The sequence below is a fragment of the Acinetobacter calcoaceticus genome (assembly GCF_016508255.1).
Taxonomy (GTDB): Bacteria; Pseudomonadota; Gammaproteobacteria; order Pseudomonadales; family Moraxellaceae; genus Acinetobacter; species Acinetobacter calcoaceticus_E.
Window position 1 is genome coordinate 209516 of record NZ_JADVKT010000001.1, and the last position, 19103, is coordinate 228618.

At 38.0% G+C, this 19103-nt stretch carries 17 protein-coding genes; 5 read left to right on the top strand and 12 right to left on the bottom strand.

Annotated features, from left to right (window positions below):
- Positions 1–55 precede the first annotated feature (55 nt).
- Entirely contained in the window at positions 56–673 is a 618-nt protein-coding gene (locus I5515_RS01035; protein WP_199964345.1) for a LysE family translocator, read from the top strand.
- Positions 674–784: 111 nt separating this feature from the next.
- On the opposite strand, the gene I5515_RS01040 is transcribed toward I5515_RS01035, so the two are convergent.
- The 9 genes from I5515_RS01040 to pepN form a co-directional block, all read right to left on the bottom strand.
- Positions 785–1342 (bottom strand): chorismate mutase, encoded by a 558-nt coding sequence (locus I5515_RS01040; protein WP_199964346.1) that lies wholly within the window; start codon positions 1340–1342, stop codon positions 785–787.
- A gap of 77 nt (positions 1343–1419) precedes the next feature.
- Positions 1420–2100: an SDR family NAD(P)-dependent oxidoreductase gene (locus tag I5515_RS01045; RefSeq protein WP_199964347.1), complete on the bottom strand. Its 681-nt coding sequence runs from the start codon at positions 2098–2100 to the stop codon at positions 1420–1422.
- A 9-nt stretch (positions 2101–2109) separates the two neighbouring features.
- Positions 2110–2871, bottom strand: a complete 762-nt coding sequence (locus I5515_RS01050; protein WP_199964348.1) for an SDR family NAD(P)-dependent oxidoreductase — start codon at positions 2869–2871, stop codon at positions 2110–2112.
- Between the two features lie 7 nt (positions 2872–2878).
- Positions 2879–3565 (bottom strand): glutathione S-transferase family protein, encoded by a 687-nt coding sequence (locus tag I5515_RS01055; protein ID WP_199964349.1) that lies wholly within the window; start codon positions 3563–3565, stop codon positions 2879–2881.
- Between the two features lie 222 nt (positions 3566–3787).
- Positions 3788–4810 (bottom strand): spore coat U domain-containing protein, encoded by a 1023-nt coding sequence (locus tag I5515_RS01060; RefSeq protein ID WP_199964350.1) that lies wholly within the window; start codon positions 4808–4810, stop codon positions 3788–3790.
- Positions 4801–7260 (bottom strand): fimbria/pilus outer membrane usher protein, encoded by a 2460-nt coding sequence (locus I5515_RS01065; RefSeq protein WP_199964351.1) that lies wholly within the window; start codon positions 7258–7260, stop codon positions 4801–4803. Before I5515_RS01065 ends, I5515_RS01060 begins: the two co-directional genes overlap by 10 nt.
- A 9-nt stretch (positions 7261–7269) precedes the next feature.
- Entirely contained in the window at positions 7270–7974 is a 705-nt protein-coding gene (locus I5515_RS01070; RefSeq protein ID WP_199964352.1) for a molecular chaperone, read from the bottom strand.
- Positions 7975–8049: 75 nt separating this feature from the next.
- Positions 8050–8586, bottom strand: a complete 537-nt coding sequence (locus tag I5515_RS01075; protein WP_199964353.1) for a spore coat U domain-containing protein — start codon at positions 8584–8586, stop codon at positions 8050–8052.
- Positions 8587–9138: 552 nt separating this feature from the next.
- Positions 9139–11745, bottom strand: coding sequence for an aminopeptidase N (gene pepN / locus I5515_RS01080; protein ID WP_199964354.1), 2607 nt, complete (start codon positions 11743–11745; stop codon positions 9139–9141).
- Between the two features lie 317 nt (positions 11746–12062).
- On the opposite strand from pepN, the gene I5515_RS01085 reads away from it, so the two are divergent.
- The 3 genes from I5515_RS01085 (at position 12063) to thiM (ending at position 14495) form a co-directional block, all read left to right on the top strand.
- A complete protein-coding gene (locus I5515_RS01085; RefSeq protein WP_199964355.1) occupies positions 12063–12320 on the top strand; it encodes a hypothetical protein in 258 nt (85 codons plus the stop codon).
- A gap of 150 nt (positions 12321–12470) precedes the next feature.
- The gene (locus tag I5515_RS01090; protein ID WP_199964356.1) at positions 12471–13628 is read left to right on the top strand and encodes a hypothetical protein; all 1158 of its coding nucleotides are present in this window, start codon (positions 12471–12473) and stop codon (positions 13626–13628) included.
- Between the two features lie 39 nt (positions 13629–13667).
- Positions 13668–14495: a hydroxyethylthiazole kinase gene (thiM, locus tag I5515_RS01095; RefSeq protein ID WP_199964357.1), complete on the top strand. Its 828-nt coding sequence runs from the start codon at positions 13668–13670 to the stop codon at positions 14493–14495.
- Positions 14496–14527: 32 nt separating this feature from the next.
- On the opposite strand, the gene I5515_RS01100 is transcribed toward thiM, so the two are convergent.
- From I5515_RS01100 to I5515_RS01110, 3 genes are all read right to left on the bottom strand, one after another.
- The gene (locus I5515_RS01100; RefSeq protein WP_199964358.1) at positions 14528–15379 is read right to left on the bottom strand and encodes an AraC family transcriptional regulator; all 852 of its coding nucleotides are present in this window, start codon (positions 15377–15379) and stop codon (positions 14528–14530) included.
- 81 nt (positions 15380–15460) lie between these two features.
- Positions 15461–15820: a 5-carboxymethyl-2-hydroxymuconate Delta-isomerase gene (locus I5515_RS01105; RefSeq protein WP_199964359.1), complete on the bottom strand. Its 360-nt coding sequence runs from the start codon at positions 15818–15820 to the stop codon at positions 15461–15463.
- Between the two features lie 46 nt (positions 15821–15866).
- Entirely contained in the window at positions 15867–17579 is a 1713-nt protein-coding gene (locus I5515_RS01110; RefSeq protein ID WP_199964360.1) for an AAA family ATPase, read from the bottom strand.
- 230 nt (positions 17580–17809) lie between these two features.
- On the opposite strand from I5515_RS01110, the gene mdh reads away from it, so the two are divergent.
- Positions 17810–18982 carry an iron-dependent methanol dehydrogenase gene (gene mdh / locus I5515_RS01115; protein WP_199964361.1) on the top strand — a complete coding sequence of 391 codons (1173 nt, stop codon included), beginning with the start codon at positions 17810–17812 and terminating at the stop codon, positions 18980–18982.
- Positions 18983–19103 lie beyond the last annotated feature (121 nt).

Consider the following 19103-nt stretch of genomic DNA (forward strand, 5'->3'; position numbering starts at 1 on the left):
TAACATCAGAAGGCTTTTAAAATTTAAATAATTCATTTTTAAAAGGATATATTAAGTGAGTGGTTTACTAGTTTTTATAACAATTGCCTTTCTTACGCTATCTAGTCCCGGACCAGGCGTTTTATTTACAGTTACAAACTCAATAAATTACGGGGTACGTACAGCCCTATTTGGAATTATTGGGTTAATTATTGGTATGTTTGTCATTGCAGTCATTTCAGCGAGTGGAGTTGGTTTAATCATTACCAGTAATCCAACTATTTTTACTGTATTGAAATTTGTTGGTGCATTTTATTTAATGTATCTAGGCTATAAAAACTTTTTAAAAACTTCACCTTCTCAAGATTTATTAGATACCGAAGCAAGTGAAAAAGCGGTAAGTAAATCTAAATTATTCTATCAAGGATTGTTTGCGTCACTTCTTAATCCAAAAACCATTGTTTTCTTTATTGCTCTATTTCCACAATTTATTGATATAAAAGAAAAAATAATAAACCAATTTTTAATACTCTCTCTAACCTTTTGCCTTATTGGTTTCTTAATTCACTTGGTATACGCTAATTTTTCTTCAATTTTTAAAGAAAAAATGCTGTCTGGAAACAACTTTGCCAGATTAAATAAAATCAGTGGTTGTATCTTCTTTATTCTTGCTGTTCTGCTGATTACTCAATAAATAAAAATGTTGTAAACGCTTTTTAGCAAAAAGCGTTTCTCAATTAAATACATCAGACTGCTGATTGAATATGGATTGAATCAGCAGTTGATATGCTTCACTTTAAGAATTTCATTCTCTTAACTTAACTTTATTGAGTGTCGTACATAAAGCCTTTTTGTCGGCTTCTTTAAGTTGAGGGTGCTGAACAGGCCACATGTAGCTACAGCTATACGGTGCTTTGTTATTATTTTTCTTGAGTTCATAGGCAATATTTTTTAAAAGCTCAGTGTTTAGGGTACTAATTTTTAAACGTACTTCTGCTAAATCTTGCGGTTTCCAATTGGTTTCAGGACTAGACAACCAATCTGCGCGATATCGGTACTGAATTGCCTTGGCAACATTCATTTGAGTCAAAATAAATGGTTTTACTGTTTCGCTATTTAGGCCAAAAGACTCTGCCTCGGAAACAGATTGATCGAGAACTTTCTTTTCTTGAGTTAAATCTTCAATTGGCAAATGCTGTTCTGCCTTATAACCCGCTACATCCTTCATATAAGATAAGCGCTCGTTAATTAAACGAGCAGTTTGATCATACTGATATGCTTGAGCCAATGAAGGAACATACATCAAAGCCGCCAAAGCACAAACCACTTTAACTGCTTGCTGAACATTCTTAATTTTTGTCATTTAAATACCTATCGAAATTATTGTTCTGTCATCATTCCAGATCAGTACTGTATTTTAAGAACATGCGAAGTAAAACTTCAAGATAGGCTAAGTTCTTGGCTCCATGCTGAATCAGGTTGCTGATAGATGTGTTGGCACACTTGTTTAAGAGATGAAATAAAATGCGGGTTTTGCCCATCCCATTTTTCAATCATGCAATAGGTGATATGAATGCCTTTAGGTTGAAATTCTCTTGCCAATGACTGCGCTAAAGCACGGATACTTGCGAACATGCTTTGGCTTAATACATCGTGAGACGAGTTGCTAAGTGGCGCTCCAAGAAAAATAACTGTGCCGCGCTGCTGTTTTAGCATAGGCTTAATCACAGCTTGCGCTACGTTCACCGCACTTAAACCTGTAGTCTGCCAATTGTGCTCAATCTCTTCTAAAGATAAAGCTTCGATATTTGGCGCAGATGAGAAACTTGGCTGAAACACACTGAGTTCAATTGTATGTCCGTGATTGGAAATATAACTCACTAATTTTTTTAAATGATCGGCATTCACTAAGTTCAAATGGACGGCTGTCACACCATCGTTTACAGAATGAACTTGGATTTTTTGCACGGCTGAATCATGTACAACTTGATAAAGATGTAATGGAAAGTTCGCATTTTTATCTAGAATTACAAAATCACGCTCGATCTGTTGTAAATCATGACCAGCAACGACAACACAGCCCTGCTTTTTTCGAAATCTCTGACATATTTTTTTTAGCATTTTAGTCTCTCAAAATTTTTCTTGATAAGGACGTAAATCTAGTTCATGTGTCCAAAGCTCAGGCATTTGTTGGTAAAGCATCCAATAGTTTTCTGCAATTGCATCAATATTGAGTCCACCTGTGCCACGCGTAAGACGCGCTAAACGCCCTAGACCCAATAATGCTTTATTGACTCTATCGCCATCGACCATTCCATCAATAATCACATGAGCAATATGTATGCCTTGTGATTTATAAATTTGAGCTAGATTGAGCGCATAAGCTCGTAAAGCAGATTTACCCATCGTAAAGGCAGCAAAAAAAGGTTTGCCACGCAAAGAAGCACTCGCTCCTGTAAAAATAAGCGTGCCGTGGTTTTGACCTTTAAAAATTTTTAGACAGCTTTGAGAAACTAAATAAGCTGATAAAAAAGTGGATTGCCACATTTGAGTAAAAAATGACAACGGACTTCGTAAGAATATTGAGGGAATATTTCCCCCCACATTATGAATGACAGCGGTAATGCGCTCATTTTGACTGGTGATTGTGTCAAATAAAGCTTGTACTTGCTTTACATCTTCTGCATCCAGACGAAATGCGACAGCGTTGCCACCTTTCGAATGGATTTCGGCAGCCACTGCTTCAATTTTCTGGAAAGTACGCCCAGCGACATAAACTTTTAAGCCTTCTTTTGCAAAAAGACGGCACACTGCTGCACCAATACCCTGTGATGCTCCAACGCCAATAACAACTACACAATCTAAGGTTTTATCTGGTGTTGCTAATGTCATGGTCATTTTATCCTGTTTGTTTTTTATACCATAATGCAATAAACGGACGATCCAAAATTTCTTTTCTAAATTTTTTGCTTGTGCGAATCACTTCACCTAGTTGAGCGGCAACAGCAATATCTGCAATTGTCAGGGAATCTCCAACTAACCATTCACTTTGTGATAAAACCTGCTCAATACGGTCAAGGTGTCTTCTAAACTCTGTTTCAACATTTTCAGATTTCATTCGGCCCAGACCTTGAAAGAAAAGTTGTGTTTTCAATTCGGCTAAAATAAATCCTTTTACCATTGGTTTTTCATACGCTGGGCGGCCAATACTACTAATACGGATTGCTTCATCTAAAGCTTCAGGGTCATTGACTCGTAAGTAGACTTCATAAAAATAGAGAGCTTCATCTGCCCAGTCTTCCCATAATTCTGCAAGCGCCTTTTGATTTGGATCTTCTGGATAAAGCCGAGGCGTATTTGGATAAGTTTCTTCTAGGTAACGGGCAATTCGAGTACTGTCTTGTATCCGCTGTCCATTATGATCAATTACAGGCACCTTGCCTACTTTACTGAGTAAAGGAACTTTAGCTCCCAAAATGCCGTTATAGTTAACTGTATCGTATGAAATTCCTTTAAATTTCAAAATTCTCGAAACTTTCTGACAAAATGGGGAAATTTCCCATTGATGCAAAATGATATCCGACATTTGTTCACCTTTATTTTAATTGCTTGTTTTCATCTACTAGTTCCTTTTTAGAACTATAAAATAGATATACAGTATGCATTTTTAAGTCAAACTTTTTTAATGACGAACAAGTTTGAAAAACTAGAATCATTTGATTTATATCATTTTATATTCAGCCAGTTTTAAAGGATAAAACTACGCTGAACCATGCTATTAAAATAGAACCACATATAGACTCAAAAATTAATAAGTCACCGTAACAACCACACTATCAGAATAGTTTCCTGGTTTACTTGCGATAGTAGTACCTTGTGGAATTTTTCCATAAACTGTAGTGGTTTGAGCGATACCTGTTCCTGTACCAGACACTCCACCTGCTCCACCAACACTATTTACTCCCCCTGTAGCATCCCATACTGAACTATAGGCAGCATCTTTGTATAACTGATAGGGTATAAATTCATTATTGCCATGACTCATACGCCTGAATCCACCGCTTATACGGTTGTCTCCATCCCCTAAATAAATGCTATATGGCGTTCCAGAATTACAAGTCGTATTCACAGCTCCTTGCGCAGTGTAATCACGATTAGTCGTACTAATATCAGGAATACTGCCAAAATCTACAATTGAGGTTGAGTTTAATTGGCAAAGCGTCGGCACCACAAAGTTCGCTGTTAAAGTTACATTTCCAGAGCTCCAGCTGATGACATCCCCTAAACATAACGCCGCTAGAAGATCCATATCCCAAAAGAGTTGAACCGTAGCTGTATAGGTTCCTTGAGGATAGGCAATCAGCGACCCTGTTCGCGCCGGTACTTTCACATTGACCGAGTAACTAAGAATATTATTTGAAGCAACAGTTACCACTGGACCATACCAAACATTAGAGGTTTGGTTAGTGGTAGAGGAACCTGCTCCACCCACAGTTGCAGTGACTGTATATGGTAGCGATACGCTATTATTCGCGTTGGTCGCTCCCGTAAATACTGTCTTCATACACATAAACGGAGAGATCTGAGGTATTAGTCCTCCATTCGTGCAAGTAATTGTTCCTGAAAAATTTACAGTTGCATCACTATTAATATTTGCTGCCGTGTAGGTAAACGTATTATTGGTCGTTCCAGCTACCGTACAGGCAGCATGTGCCGGACTAAAAAACGCATAAACGAGATAAAATAAGCAAATACCTATAAAGTATTTTAAAGATAAGGAAATTTTTTTATAGCTCTCTATTTGAGCCTTATTCATAATATTTAATGACATACATAAGGTCCCAATTTTTTAGTTGAGTACTGATTACTGTTATATGTGAAGTCAACTTGGCACGAACCATGATCGAGAAGATCTACTTCAAGTTTGTTTTGTTTTAATAAGTTTGGAACAAATACTTCACCATCGTAACCAACCACACCATCTTGTTGCCCATTAATTCGAACCGTATAACCCGGTAATAATGGTGAGTTGTTTTTATCAACGACTCTCACTAAGCCTGAAATGACCTGATGTGCACCAAAGTCAACCAAAGTTCCTTGGCGATAACCTACAACTGTTTTTTGATCTGTAGATTTAACATTCCAATTTAAAGGAAGATACGAAGGATCTAAATAAATATGGTTCTCTCTATATGGCATGAGGCTTGGAATAAGAAACCTTCCAGACTTGTCCGTTGTTCCTAGATTTATCCCACCATTTAGAATTTGGCTTTGCGGACCGGCATTAGTCACAACCGCGTAACCCTCTCCAATTTCATTGGCCGCAAAGATTCGTCCTGCTGCTGCAATTAACGATCCTGTCGCTGAAACTGCAACTCGGTCATTATCTCCAATTCGGTTATAGCGACCTGTTAAGTAGGCAGCCCGAGTTCGGTAAGACCCATAGACCGATGCATTGTTTTGATTCGCATCCTGATCATGCTCAACATAACCTCCCCATCCAAATGAACCGATTTTGGGTTCTGATAAGCCAAAAATTTCTTGACGGTAAATCAGCCTGCCACTATCACTAGATACACTCGTAATCGCATTGACTCGAGTAGACGGTGTATAGCTCAGCGCAAAGTAAATGCCATAGTCCTTATGATTTTCATAATCTTTATATGCTGAAGCATAAAACCCCCAGTTCTTGTTCAAGCTTCCGCTTAAATTGGCAGACAATAACTTGTAGGAGTTGTCACTATATTTGATCTGGTTGTAGCCCAAATAAGCACTATAGCCTGCATAAAAATTATAGTTAATCCCTGCCCTGAATATCTCATCTGCCAATGCACTGTAGCTCAAGTAATTCTGTGGTTCAGAAGTAATCTGGTTCTCTTTTAAATATCGAATTTGTGACACACGGGCAAGGTCAAAGTAATTATCAAATACTCTGCGGTAACTAGTATTAAACGAAATGTTCTTACTAATCCGTCCTTCTAAACCAACCAAGGCAGAATATCCGTTCTCATCTTTATACTGGCTTGCTGCAATGTCAGCATTAATCACCCCAAAACCAAACAGGTTCTTGGCAAAACCTGTTCCGAGGTTCGACAAGCCGTCTGTTGAAGCCTCCGCACCACCGCTTAAAGTCAGTGAATTGCTATAGCCGTATCGAATCGCACCCGAAGCAAAAGTGGCATCATCATAATCGTTTGAATATAGCCCATAGTTATAACGTGGAACCCCGACATCTACTGAAAATTCATTGATGCCTTTGGCTAAAATCTTAGATGAAAAATAGTAAGGTTTTTTGGTAATGCTCTGCTGCCCCGTTGCATCGGTGGTCACAAGGGTGACTTCATTTCCGGAAATAAACGGGAGCTGCTTAATATCAAATGGACCTGATGGCACAAGTCCTGAATAAATCTTTTGCTGGTTAACGTATAAATCTAAAGTCGAAGGCAGTGCTGCCGAACCAGAAAATTGCGGTAGTGCCGAGGTAACAATATCACCCCGTTGGGTATAAGCACTTGACCACTGAAAACCTGCCAGACGTACACTATTTCCCCAGTCAGAACTATTGGAAATAAAGTCTCCTAAGGTATATATCCGGATTTTTTCAGGGTCTACATATTGCCATTTACTTTCCAGACGCACCCACTTTTCATGGCTATAACTAGTTTCATTACTACCGTTGTATAAAACCCCTGAAGAAAAGTTACCAACTGCGCTGTTAAAAATACCTTCTGCTGAACCAGAGAAAATATTCTCGTCATTAGTCATGGTGTGATACAGGCTGTAGTTCAAAATAGCCGCGTTTAAGGGTTTCCTTTTAAAAAAATGAGGACTCGTAAGTTTTTGACCATTTAAGTCCACTGAATAGTCTGTCAACATGTTCGAAGGAACTTGTAAGTTTAGAGACTGCTCATTTTCTATATATTTAAACTGGATTCCTTTTAGCTCGTTAATACACATCCATTGGCTGTCAGGAATATGCTCATCCATTTTCATCCTTAAACTTTTTAAGTCGCTAGAGCGAATATATAGCTTTCCATCCTTAGATTGTTTCACGGCAAACAAGTCTTCAGAAGTATTAGAATTAATAGAAATATTTAAAAATAGCTGAATAAAATTAAGTTCTTGCTCCTGCCCATTGATCTTTTCCTGTGTATATTTATTATTGCTATCTATAGATTCAGGAACACTTGGAATTAAAGTATTTGTATAATCTACGAGTTGCTCAGCAAATGAATGCGCTGGAAAATACGCAACACATAAGACACCTATAATGTATTTCATATAAGCCTCTTAAAGTGTGGTTTTCTTACCATTAACTGTCAGAGAAATGCTGTATTTATGATTTGGCTGATATGCGAAATTATTAATAGAGTAGCTTCGTGCCTGCTGCGAAAGAATATAACCGTTCACGGTATTTACTTTAATGGGGTAACTTTTATTCGCTGTTGTATCAACAAGCATTAAGTCATTTAAAAGTGCATGCCGGTTTCCAATATTACTAATATTTAAGGACGGTGCTTCCTGATGAGTATCAATTTTCCAAGTCAGTTGAGTAATTGCGTCTTTATTGACTACAAATACGGGTAATGATGAGCGAAGTAATACATTTACTCCTTGCGCTGCTTTACGGCTATCAATCGGTTTTGGTAGTTCATCAATAATAATACGATAGGTTTTTTCACCAGAAATAGGTGTTGGATTAATTCTAACTACACGCAAGTTGTAAGAGTCATTAGACTGTAATTTTAAAAATGGTGGACTAATTGCAATCTCATCTGTAGCTGTTAACTGATCTTGCCCATTTTTTTGAGTCCATTCAAATACGCGAATCTGCAAATCAGCGCTTTCATTTGACTGGTTATATAAACTAATTGAAGAAGCATTTTGATTACTTAATATTTCTACATTCACAGGCGAAAGACGGATTGTAGCGGCGTTAATAGAGCTAGAAAAAGATAAGAATAATCCCGTAATAATAATGATATTTTTTTTCATGATTTACTCAAATATAGCTTTTTTAATGTGTTAGCCCTTTCAAAAAGAGCTAACAATATTTCTAATTTATAAAAATTAATAAGTTACTGTTACGGTTACAGTGTCAACATAGCTACCCGCACTCGGCAATGCTGAACCAGCAGGAATACGACCATATACGTTCACAGTTTGTACTGCACCACTACCAGTTCCGCTGTAGGCTGTTGTTGCAATGCCGATTGCGGTGGCACGCCCTGTGTCAGAAAAAAGGTTATAGGGAATAAATTCATTACTTGTTGCTCCACCAATCATACGTCGTTGGGTCGTTTGAGCATTCTTACCGCCATCAAAAGCTAGGGTCCACGGCACAGTATTGTTACAAAGGACTTTGATTGAGGTACCTCCAGTTGTTGTTGTATCAGCATCTTCGTTAACAGCGAGAGAGCTTAAAGTACCAAAGTCCAAAACTGCATTTGTGGTAGTCCCTGTTGCAGAAGTATTAAGGACACAACTATTTGTTATTGCCGCCTTAACAGTTAATGTCCCCGTTGCTGTAGCAGCATTTGCTGCATTAAGAGAAAATAACCCTACAGCAAGTATTGGTAAATAAAAAAAAGTCTTTTTCATGGCCAAAACCTTTTAAATTAAATTGTCGAATTAATAGATCTAAAAAAATTAACTCTTATCCTTACAATCATTTTTATTTGACTGCTCTTTTAAAGCTTATTTTTCATCCTATTTTAAACATCATACATAAAAATAATAAAAATGCATGTCCTTGTTATTGTTTTAATTTCTATTTAATAAAATACAATTACTTAACTTAACACTCCGCAAACAAAAAATAATATTTAAAAATACAACCAATTGATTTAAATAGTTTTAATAAAATACATTTAAAATTTATTCGTTAAATTTTAAATAAATATGTCAAAAATTTGGTTATTTTCGATCATTAATTATGAAAAAGTAAACTTTATCCATCCCATCTTTCATCTTAATAGTTTCAGCTATTTTATTTTTATGACATTTAAAAGATATATTTTAATTAAATTATTAACTGCTTTAGCTTCAATAATTACTTATGGCGAAATCTACAAGTTCAATTTTGACTGGTCTATATTCTTAAATTTATATAAAAATAAAGGCCTCTTATGAGGCCTTTATTTTTATATTTAAACTCAATTAAACGCTCAACATACTATTTAAAGTTTCAGAGACATTTTTCGACTTCACTTTAGGCTGCAATGCCTGCAAAGCTTGTTGCACTTGAGTGCGTTGAGGCTCTGCAAGAGTGTACCAACGTGACAATACCTGTAACAGTCGTGAACCTAAAATCGGGTTCTTTTCATCGAGATATTGTGCAAGATTAATGAAGTGAGCTACACCAAAGCTCCAAGTATTTTCAGGGTTATTTGACAGCCCGCCACTTACCGCACGAATACGGTTTGGAGTTGTTAAATCATAGTCAGGATGTTGAGTCAGGTACTCAATTGTTTCTGTTGTTGCATTAGGGTTTGCTGCCTGAATCATGAACCACTGATCTAAAGATAAAGCTTCGTCTTTAAAACGCTCATAAAAGTCAGCAAGAGCATCTTGAGCTTGAGGCGCATTTTGCCAAACCAATACACGCAGCGCACCTAAGCGTTCAGACATATTACCTGTGTTTTGATATTGAACATGTGCAAGTTCAAATGCAGTCTGGTCTCCCTGACGAGCCATCATCATCAGCATGATGTTCTTTAACGCACGTACACCCATTGCCAAAGAAAATTCTTTTTGCAAGTCTGGGTCAAGTGTGAGGTAGGTATCTTTCCAGAACGAGCCTAAATCTTGAGCTAAACGATTAAGCAAGGCTTCACGTTTTACATGAATATCGGCTGGTGCATAGTCATGATCTATACGACTACCCAAATAACCTTCGCTTGGTACGTCAAACAAACGCGAAGCTAAAAGCGGGTCTCGACCAACCAACTCAGGCAAAGTACTTTGAATGGCTTGAATGTACGCATCCGCAGAATGGTCGTCTAACAAAATACGCTCAAGTAAGGTTTGAGTTGCCTGCCATTGGTTAAAACCATTCGTTTCATGCTGAATTAAGAATGCTAATTCTGCATCAGTATAATCAAATACAAGATTTACAGGTGCAGAGAAATTACGGAGTAATGACACAACAGGTTGTTCAGTCACACCTGTAAATTCAATAGTTGCTTCATTTTGATCAAATAAATACACGCCATCTTTAACGCCGTTTACAAATAGACTCTCACTGTGCAATGCATATTGCTCACCAGTTTTAGCATTAAATAGCGCTAAAGCCACAGGAATCGGAACAGCCTTTAAATTGGGATATTTAGGATGTGCTTTTAGGCTTTGTTTAAAGCTTAAACGATACGTTTGAGCCGCTGCATCATATTCACCTTTTACCTCAAGCTTTGGCGTTCCCGGTTGGTTATACCAAGTTAAGAATGCAGATAAATCGACACCTGAACCCGCAGATAGTGCAGCCACCCAATCTTCTACAGTAACGGCTTGTCCATCATGACGGCGGAAATATTCATCCGTCCCTTGACGGTATTTTTCTTTACCCAACAAAGTCGACATCATACGGTTAATTTCCGCACCTTTTTCATAGACTGTTGCTGTATAGAAGTTATTAATTTCGACAAAGTGATCTGGACGAGGTGGATGCGACAATGGACCTGCATCTTCAGGGAATTGATGCGATTTAAGCACAGCGACATCATCAATACGTTGAACCGCAGCAGATTGTAAATCTTCTGAGAAAGATTGATCACGGAAGACGGTTAAGCCTTCTTTTAAGCAGAGCTGGAACCAGTCACGGCAAGTAATACGGTTCCCTGTCCAGTTATGGAAGTACTCGTGGGCAATCACAGACTGTACACGCATAATTGCAGCATCAGTGGTGTACTCTTCATCGGCAAGCACACATGAAGTATTAAAGATATTTAAACCTTTATTTTCCATTGCGCCCATGTTGAACTGACTCACCGCAACAATCATATAGTTGTCGAGGTCGTAGGCACGGCCATAGTGTTCTTCATCCCAACGCATAGAATGCTTTAATGCTTCCATCGCGATATGGCATTTTGGAATGTCTTTCTCAACTGCATAAATTTCTAAGGCAACATCACGCCCTTCAGAAGTCGTATAGCGATCTTTAAGAACAGCTAAATCACCAATGACACATGCAAACAAATAGCTTGGCTTTTTTGTCGGGTCTTGCCAAATCGCAAAGTGACGGTTTTCGCCCACTTCACCTGTTTCTAGCAAATTACCATTGGCAAGTAACACTGGATATTTTTTGTCTGCTTCTACACGTGTCGTAAATTCAGAAAGTACGTCTGGACGGTCTGGATAGAATGTGATTTTGCGGAAACCTTCAGGTTCATTTTGCGTTACAAACAAGTCGTCTGCTTTATATAAGCCTTCTAATTGAGTATTAGTTTCAGGATGAATAATGACTTGTATTTGTAAAATGACTTCATCTGGTGCGTCAGTGATCACCAGTTGCTCACTATCGAGTGAATATTGTGCAGAAGTAAGCGTTTGACCATTTAACTGAACAGATTGTAGCTCAAGATCACGGCCTAGCAAGACTAGCTCGCCCTCTGTTTGGCGCTTCATGACCAGTGTTGAATCAACAACCGTTTTATCGTCATATACTTGAATATCAAGATTAATTGATTCAACCAAAAATGCAGGTTTTTGATAATCTTTTAAATAAACTGTTTGATCTGCCTGAACTGGAGGCTGCGCCGCAATATTCATCTTTATTCCTTATATACTCGTCTAAAACGGTAGTATGAGTCGCCATGAAATATCATACGCCAAGTCATACATACTGTATTTGCTTACCTTTAAAATTAATGGGACTTGATTTATACATTTCAAATTAGAATCTTGTTTTATTAGCACAGATTAGACCAAATTTACGATAATCGTTGTTTATATAAACAATCTATACAATAAAAATAAAACACCTTTAGCTTTTAACATTTTTTAGAGTCAGCTTACATTTTGGGCATGGTTCTTGCCTAGTTAAATGTACCAACATAGGTATTTCAATGAGAATAAGAGGTGTCAACATGGAATTAAAAGCACATTTTCATCGTTTAGAAAATATTAAAGCTATTCATGATCTATCTTCAGCAGGACTCGATCACCACGTGATTGCCGTATTCTTAACTGCGGAAGGTGTTTCTATTACGACTCAGGAGGTTACTGCCATCGTGAATACTTACGATGCACTCGGCAAAGTAAAATTACCAAGTAAAAAAGTACAGGCACTTATTAATGCTAAAAAACTTGGACAGAATGATGAGAACTTGCCGTGCCCTGTTTAATAAACCATTTAACTCGCGATGAAGACCTAAAATCTCAACATAGTTTTTAGGTCTTTCTATTTTAACAACAAACGAAATTAGCAATCTCAGCCATCTACAGTGCGGCTGTGTATAATAGGTCTATCTTTTTTATTTTATGTTCGGAGCAAAATGGCCTTACAAATTCTACAGAAACAACTGGATGAAAGTAGCCATTGTCCTCTCTGCCAAGCTTCAATGTACTGGGTAGATGCCGAGCAATTTGAACAAGACATTCAATTTCATGAGTGCAGTCATTGTCAGCACCGCGTATTTAAAGATGAACGAATGACTTGCCACTGTGAACAGTGTACAAAACAACGTAAAAAGCTTGTACAACAAACACGATTACAAGAACAACGCCAATTTAAGTCAAAAGAACAGCCACAACGCAGTCTGGAACAACTCAGCTTCTTACATAAACTTTTCTTGCTGAGTCTTTTAGATGAATATGCTCGTGAAGAGATTACTCATGATGAATATATTCATTGGGACAAAGTTAAATACCATCCCATCACGCCTAACTGGATGTTTCAGAGCTACTTAATTAAACAGTTGCATAAAGATGGCATTTTAAATGCAAATGATCAAACTGATGATCCACAGTGTTTTCACTTAAATATTCGTTTAGATGGTTATAGCGATCCAAGTTTATTTAGTGTGGCTCAACAGCTACGCAATTGGTTTTATGAAAACTTAAGTGCAGGAATTCCCTTTCGCAGTGCAGACGAAGTGAAAGATGTACTTTTTCAGGTACTTTATCAAGAAATTATCCAGTTTATGCAGTTCTATTGCCGAACTTGGGGAATCCAAATTGCGGGCAATACAAATTTTCAAAGCTTTTGTTATCGTTTAATGGATTCATTAGCGATTGGACAAATTTATTATCTAGTACAAACCGCACTCGAATACCTTTATAAGCAAAAAGCTTTACAGCCGCGCAATGATAAATTTATTAACACCAATTTATTAAAGAAAACTTTAGAGCAATATCGTGAGAGAGCATTAACTGAAAAATGGGAAACTTCCATGCTACCTCGTCCCCACAATATTCCTTATAGTAAAATGAGCTACATTCTGCTGAACCGTTTTTTAGGTTATGACGAACAGATATTTGTACAACCTGTATGGAAAGCATGGCGAAAAATTGAACCACGTTTAAATTTTTATTCTGTCAAACGTTGTATGTATTGTGGTTCAAATGATTTAAGCGTTGACTATGATGCAGCAGATTATGTGTCTTTGATTTGCCAAAAATGTAAGCATCAAGACCACTATTTTACCCACTAAAAATTTAATCACTCTGGCTTAATAAGGATAGATAATAAGATGACATCGACATCTAGTTTGATTGAACAGGTCATTGAAGCTTGGCAGAACATGCAGGCAAAAACGCCTCTTGTACAATGTATTACCAATAGCGTTGCAGCTAACTATACAGCCAATGTATTACTCGCTTCTGGTGCTTCACCTGCCATGATTGATAATCCTTATGAAGCAGAAAGTTTTACCAAAATTTCATCGGCTTTAAGCATTAATTTAGGCACCCCGACTTCAGAGCAAATGCAGGCCATGCAAATCTCTGCAAAAACGGCGCAACTGAATAATATTCCATGGGTGCTTGATCCAGTGGGTTATGGACCAGTTTTAGCTTGGCGCAGTCAAATGACAGATGAACTTTTACAGTTTAAGCCTAGTGTTATTCGTGGTAATGCTTCAGAAATTAGTACGCTTGCGGGCAATCAAGTTCAATCTAAAGGTGTAGATAGTACCCTAAGTAGTGATGATGCCTATCGACAGGCTTACGCGCTCTTAGTACATACCGACTGTATCGCAATTTCAGGCGAGTCAGATTATATTTTATCTAAAGAACTAAATGTCGTTATTCAAATTAACGGCGGTAGCCCTTTACAACCTAAAATTACTGCAACAGGCTGCGCATTAGGTGCGTTAATTGCTGCATATAGTGCGGTAACGACTCCAACCATTGCAGCACTTTCAGCTCATGTGCATTTTGCGATTGCAGGTAAGCTTGCAGCAAATCAAGCCCAAACAATGGGAAGCTTTAGTAATATCTTTATGGACTATATCCATATGTTAGATGCCAATCTAATTGAGCAATATGCAGATATCAAGCTTTTAGGCTTAAAGGCATAACTTAAGGTTATGCCTTTATTAGTCATATAGATTTACTTTAAAAGTAAATAGATATCGGTAATCAAATCACATTCTTTCACTTCATGTACAAAGTTATGGTAGTGAAAGAAAACTGGGTAATCTCCCACCTCTTCTGGCTGATCGGGCAACCAGTTTCTAAAAATGTAATACACACTTTCTTTAATCTGATCATGACTTCCCAAATGCCTGACAGTTGCATAACGACCCGCAGGAATTTCACCTGTTTGTACACCGTAACTATTTTCAGGCACATCCATAGCAATTGACCCAGCGATGTCAAACCGAAACGCGTCTGATGGTGCCTGTTCAGGGTCTGCAAATGGAATACCATAGGTTTTTGATTTAGTCACAGGTGACAAACCTGTTTCCTTACGCCATGCAATAAAACGTGCAGCAGTTTCAAAAACTTTATCGGGACTTCCTAAATGGGACAAATAGGCAATCTTTTCAGCAGGACGCTCAACAATATTTACATTCATTTTTAGCTCACTTTTTGGAATCGTAAAAACAAACTTCTGGTGCCAAGATTCCCAGTCTGGTTTCTCTCTAAAAGCCCGAGGAGTTTGATCAAATGAACGTTTAAATGCACGAGTAAATGCCTCTGGACTATCAAACCCTGCTTGCAATGCAATCTCAATAATCTTGAGGTCAGGTTCAAAAGCCAGTTGAAAAGAGGCCCGCTTTAAACGAGAAAATTGAATAAACTTCATCACATTTAAACCAATATGAATGGCAAAAATACGATGAAAATGAAACTTGGATAAGGCTGCAATCTGGCTCAATCTCTCAACATCTAAATCTTCATCTAGATGTCTTTGAATATAATCGCAAACCAGTTGCAGCTTTGGAGTATATACAGCCATACATTTATGTCTGTTCATTCGATAGCACTACTTTTACATAGTGCTGATCTCTATTCTTGATCGAAATTGCGCTTTTTAGTGTTATACGACTTGCTTAAAGTAATTTTCTCTTGGCATGTCAATCAACTCGACACACAATTGAATTTCTTTATTAAACTCTTGTTGTAAATAATTTTTTTGGCTTAAGGTAGCCAGTAACTGATCCCCCATAAGCTGCTTTTGTTCAGCTGTTCTTCCAGACAAAATATATGCTTTTACATGAATATAAGCTTGATCTACACCTAAACCAATCAGAAAAACATCATCTTTACGCGCACGGCTTTTAATGTCTTCTGGACTAAATAAAGTCGTCTCGATAAGTGTGCCATTAATTTCTTCAAGTAATTGTTTTGCGTTTAATCCAGTTATGTTATCTGAATAATCAACCACAACGTGCGGCATAGCCATCACCTCAATTTATGTAATAAGTAATTAAGTTAATTAAACTTTACTCAATAAATAATAAAGCTAATCGAACCTGATCATATCCCATTCGTGGACTGGTTGCTTCTACGATTGGTCTTAGTTTGATCGAACCATCGTCAGAAAAATGATCTGGGTTTTGACGTTTTTTCAGCTTCTTATAAATTTTCCGGATTTCTTCAACCACTTCTTCACCCGGATGGGCAACCGAAATATCCAGATTTTGCTCTTTATGAAGTCGTGCCAAATGATTAATGATGGTTGCGGGAGTAAGACCACGCTCATGCGCAATATCTTCAATCTCATAACCTTCTTCAAACAACGTACGTGTCTCGTCTAGTGTTGCCGTAGCGTAATTTTGTTTTCCACCTTTTGCGATTTTTTTCTCATTACGGGAAATCTCGGTTTCATTTAAAGTTCCGCCACAATGACGAATAAAGGCTTTATGTTGAGCAGTTAAATCTACATCAGCAAAATTGTCTTCGGCTTCTTTAGAAAGCTCTTGGAAACGACGATCTGCCTTAACAGCCAAACTATCTAACTCTAAAGCTTGTTCGTTAATTCCCAATAACTTTAACCCGGTTAAAGACTTTAACCGCGACAATGCCACATAGCCCTGACCTTTTTCAAAGGTATTCATGAGGTTAATTTCGGCAGCTTCTAAGGTCATCCCTTGGCTTTTATGAATGGTAATCGCCCATGCCAAACGAAGTGGAATTTGCTGAAAACTGGCAATCACTTTGCCTGCATCATTTTCAACTGACCAAGTTTCAGGTGCTACCAATAAAGTTGTGCCATCAGTGAGTTTTACTTTTGGCAGTAGACCATTTTCATCATCTTCTTCAAAGCCAATGACTTCACCTAAACTTCCGTTGATATATCCCATATCAAAATTGTTTTTTACAAACATGACTTTTGCATGTTTCTTTAGCGTGAGTTCTTCTGGCGCACGAACTGAAGATTTTAAAGTTTCTACCAGTTTTTCATTACCGTCTAAAACCGCATTGAATTGATGCCCTTCATTATCAATTTCGTTTAGATGTTGATAATTAATATTGTCGACATCCATATTGTGCGTATAAAGACGAGTAAAGGTTTCACCAATATCATGCGAGCGTGATTGGCGTAGTGCATGTAAATGATCTGCTTGAATACTTTGTGCGCGTATAGCATTTAAAATCTGGTTAAGAATTTCATCATCCTGACGATGTTGTTCTGTTAAATAACATACGCGAAATTTGGCTTCGACCCATGCATCAGACATAAAACAGAACTTGTCACGGTTGGCTTCACTATTACGCCCAACTGGTGGCAACTGAAAGAAATCTCCAGCAACAATGACTTGAATACCACCAAATGCTTCATCGCTTTCTTTAAAATATTTTAAAACCTGATTGACCAGATTAAGCTGCTTCGCATGCAACATCGAGATTTCGTCGATGACGAGAACTTGCGCATTTTCAAGGTGTTCCTTGAGATATTTACGCTCTTTCATACGTTTTAGATCATCGTCAGTTAACTGATCTTTAATCCCGATGCCTGCCCATGTATGAATGGTCATGCCGTTCATATGTGTTGCAGCAATACCTGTAGAGGCTGTAATTGCCACGGGCACTTTACGTGCTTTTAAGTATTGAATGTACTGATTGAGTGTATAGGTTTTCCCTGCACCAGCCGAGCCGGTTAAAAAGACATTTTCACCTGCTTTAAGCAGTTTAAGCGCAGTTTCCTGTTTCATAATCTCATATGTACATCTTCAACAGCCCATAGCTTAACGACTTTCCCGAAAAAATTAAATGAATGAGCCAAACTTTCTATAAATTCAATATAAATCAATAGCTAATAACAAAACAATATTTGGTAGGTTTTTGGTAGGTAGGAAAATAATCTTCGTATCTCAATACTAAGGCCATGGTGAGGCTCACCTGTCATAACAAACAACGGACTAATGGAAGAAGGAATCACTCCATGGCTTTTAAAAATATTGCAGATCAAACAAACGGTTTTTATATTCCTTGCGTATCTCTCTTTGGACCAGGATGTGCTAAAGAAATAGGTACCAAAGCACAAAACCTCGGCGCAAAAAAAGCATTAATTGTGACCGATGAAGGTTTATTTAAATTTGGTGTCGCAGATCTTATCGCAACATATTTAACCGAAGCAGGCGTTGCGAGCCATATTTTCCCGGGTGCAGAACCGAACCCAACCGATATTAATGTTCATAACGGTGTAAATGCCTATAACGACAACGGCTGTGACTTTATTGTGTCCTTAGGTGGTGGTTCATCTCATGACTGCGCCAAAGGAATTGGATTAGTCACTGCTGGTGGCGGTCATATTCGTGACTATGAAGGTATCGATAAAAGCAAAGTTCCAATGACTCCGCTGATTGCAGTCAACACAACGGCTGGTACTGCATCTGAAATGACTCGTTTCTGTATTATTACCAATACAGACACTCACGTAAAAATGGCCATTGTCGACTGGCGTTGTACCCCACTCATTGCAATTGATGACCCGAAACTCATGATCGCAAAACCAGCGGGTCTAACAGCTGCAACAGGTATGGATGCCTTAACTCATGCAGTTGAAGCATATGTGTCTACGGCGGCAAATCCAATTACGGATGCCTGTGCAGAAAAAGCCATTACCATGATTAGTCAGTGGTTACAACCTGCTGTTGCAAATGGTGAAAACATCGAAGCACGTGATGCAATGAGCTATGCACAGTACTTAGCAGGTATGGCATTTAACAATGCATCTTTAGGTTATGTTCACGCAATGGCACATCAGTTGGGCGGTTTTTACAACCTACCTCACGGCGTATGTAACGCAATCTTGTTACCTCACGTATGCGAATTTAACTTAATTGCTTGCCCAGATCGCTACGCAAAAATTGCAGAGTTAATGGGTGTAAAAACTCATGGACTGACTGTAATGGAAGCTGCGTATGCTGCAATTGATGCCATTCGTAAACTCTCGTCATCGATTGGTATTCCGTCTGGTTTAACAGAGTTAGGTGTGAAAACTGAAGACCTTTCTGTCATGGCCGATAACGCTCAAAAAGACGCATGTATGCTGACCAACCCTCGTAAAGCAAATCATGCACAAGTTGTGGAGATTTTCAAAGCAGCACTTTAATACTGATGTAATGGCACATCCCTCTAGTAAGTCAAACCCTCCGACCGTTGACTTACTTTTTGGGGAATACTTAGCTCCAGCGGTATTCCCTTTTTTTAAACCTCTATTCCAATCCAACCTC

Excerpts from the sequence above, each read along its gene's own strand:
- I5515_RS01040 (WP_199964346.1), bottom strand. The coding sequence starts at position 1,342 with ATGACAAAAATTAAGAATGTTCAGCAAGCAGTTAAAGTGGTTTGTGCT.
- I5515_RS01045 (WP_199964347.1), bottom strand. The coding sequence starts at position 2,100 with ATGCTAAAAAAAATATGTCAGAGATTTCGAAAAAAGCAGGGCTGTGTT.
- I5515_RS01050 (WP_199964348.1), bottom strand. The coding sequence starts at position 2,871 with ATGACATTAGCAACACCAGATAAAACCTTAGATTGTGTAGTTGTTATT.
- I5515_RS01055 (WP_199964349.1), bottom strand. The coding sequence starts at position 3,565 with ATGTCGGATATCATTTTGCATCAATGGGAAATTTCCCCATTTTGTCAG.
- I5515_RS01060 (WP_199964350.1), bottom strand. The coding sequence starts at position 4,810 with ATGTCATTAAATATTATGAATAAGGCTCAAATAGAGAGCTATAAAAAA.
- I5515_RS01065 (WP_199964351.1), bottom strand. The coding sequence starts at position 7,260 with ATGAAATACATTATAGGTGTCTTATGTGTTGCGTATTTTCCAGCGCAT.
- I5515_RS01070 (WP_199964352.1), bottom strand. The coding sequence starts at position 7,974 with ATGAAAAAAAATATCATTATTATTACGGGATTATTCTTATCTTTTTCT.
- pepN (WP_199964354.1), bottom strand. The coding sequence starts at position 11,745 with ATGAATATTGCGGCGCAGCCTCCAGTTCAGGCAGATCAAACAGTTTAT.
- I5515_RS01085 (WP_199964355.1), top strand. The coding sequence starts at position 12,063 with ATGGAATTAAAAGCACATTTTCATCGTTTAGAAAATATTAAAGCTATT.
- I5515_RS01090 (WP_199964356.1), top strand. The coding sequence starts at position 12,471 with ATGGCCTTACAAATTCTACAGAAACAACTGGATGAAAGTAGCCATTGT.
- thiM (WP_199964357.1), top strand. The coding sequence starts at position 13,668 with ATGACATCGACATCTAGTTTGATTGAACAGGTCATTGAAGCTTGGCAG.
- I5515_RS01100 (WP_199964358.1), bottom strand. The coding sequence starts at position 15,379 with ATGGCTGTATATACTCCAAAGCTGCAACTGGTTTGCGATTATATTCAA.
- I5515_RS01105 (WP_199964359.1), bottom strand. The coding sequence starts at position 15,820 with ATGCCGCACGTTGTGGTTGATTATTCAGATAACATAACTGGATTAAAC.
- I5515_RS01110 (WP_199964360.1), bottom strand. The coding sequence starts at position 17,579 with ATGAAACAGGAAACTGCGCTTAAACTGCTTAAAGCAGGTGAAAATGTC.
- mdh (WP_199964361.1), top strand. The coding sequence starts at position 17,810 with ATGGCTTTTAAAAATATTGCAGATCAAACAAACGGTTTTTATATTCCT.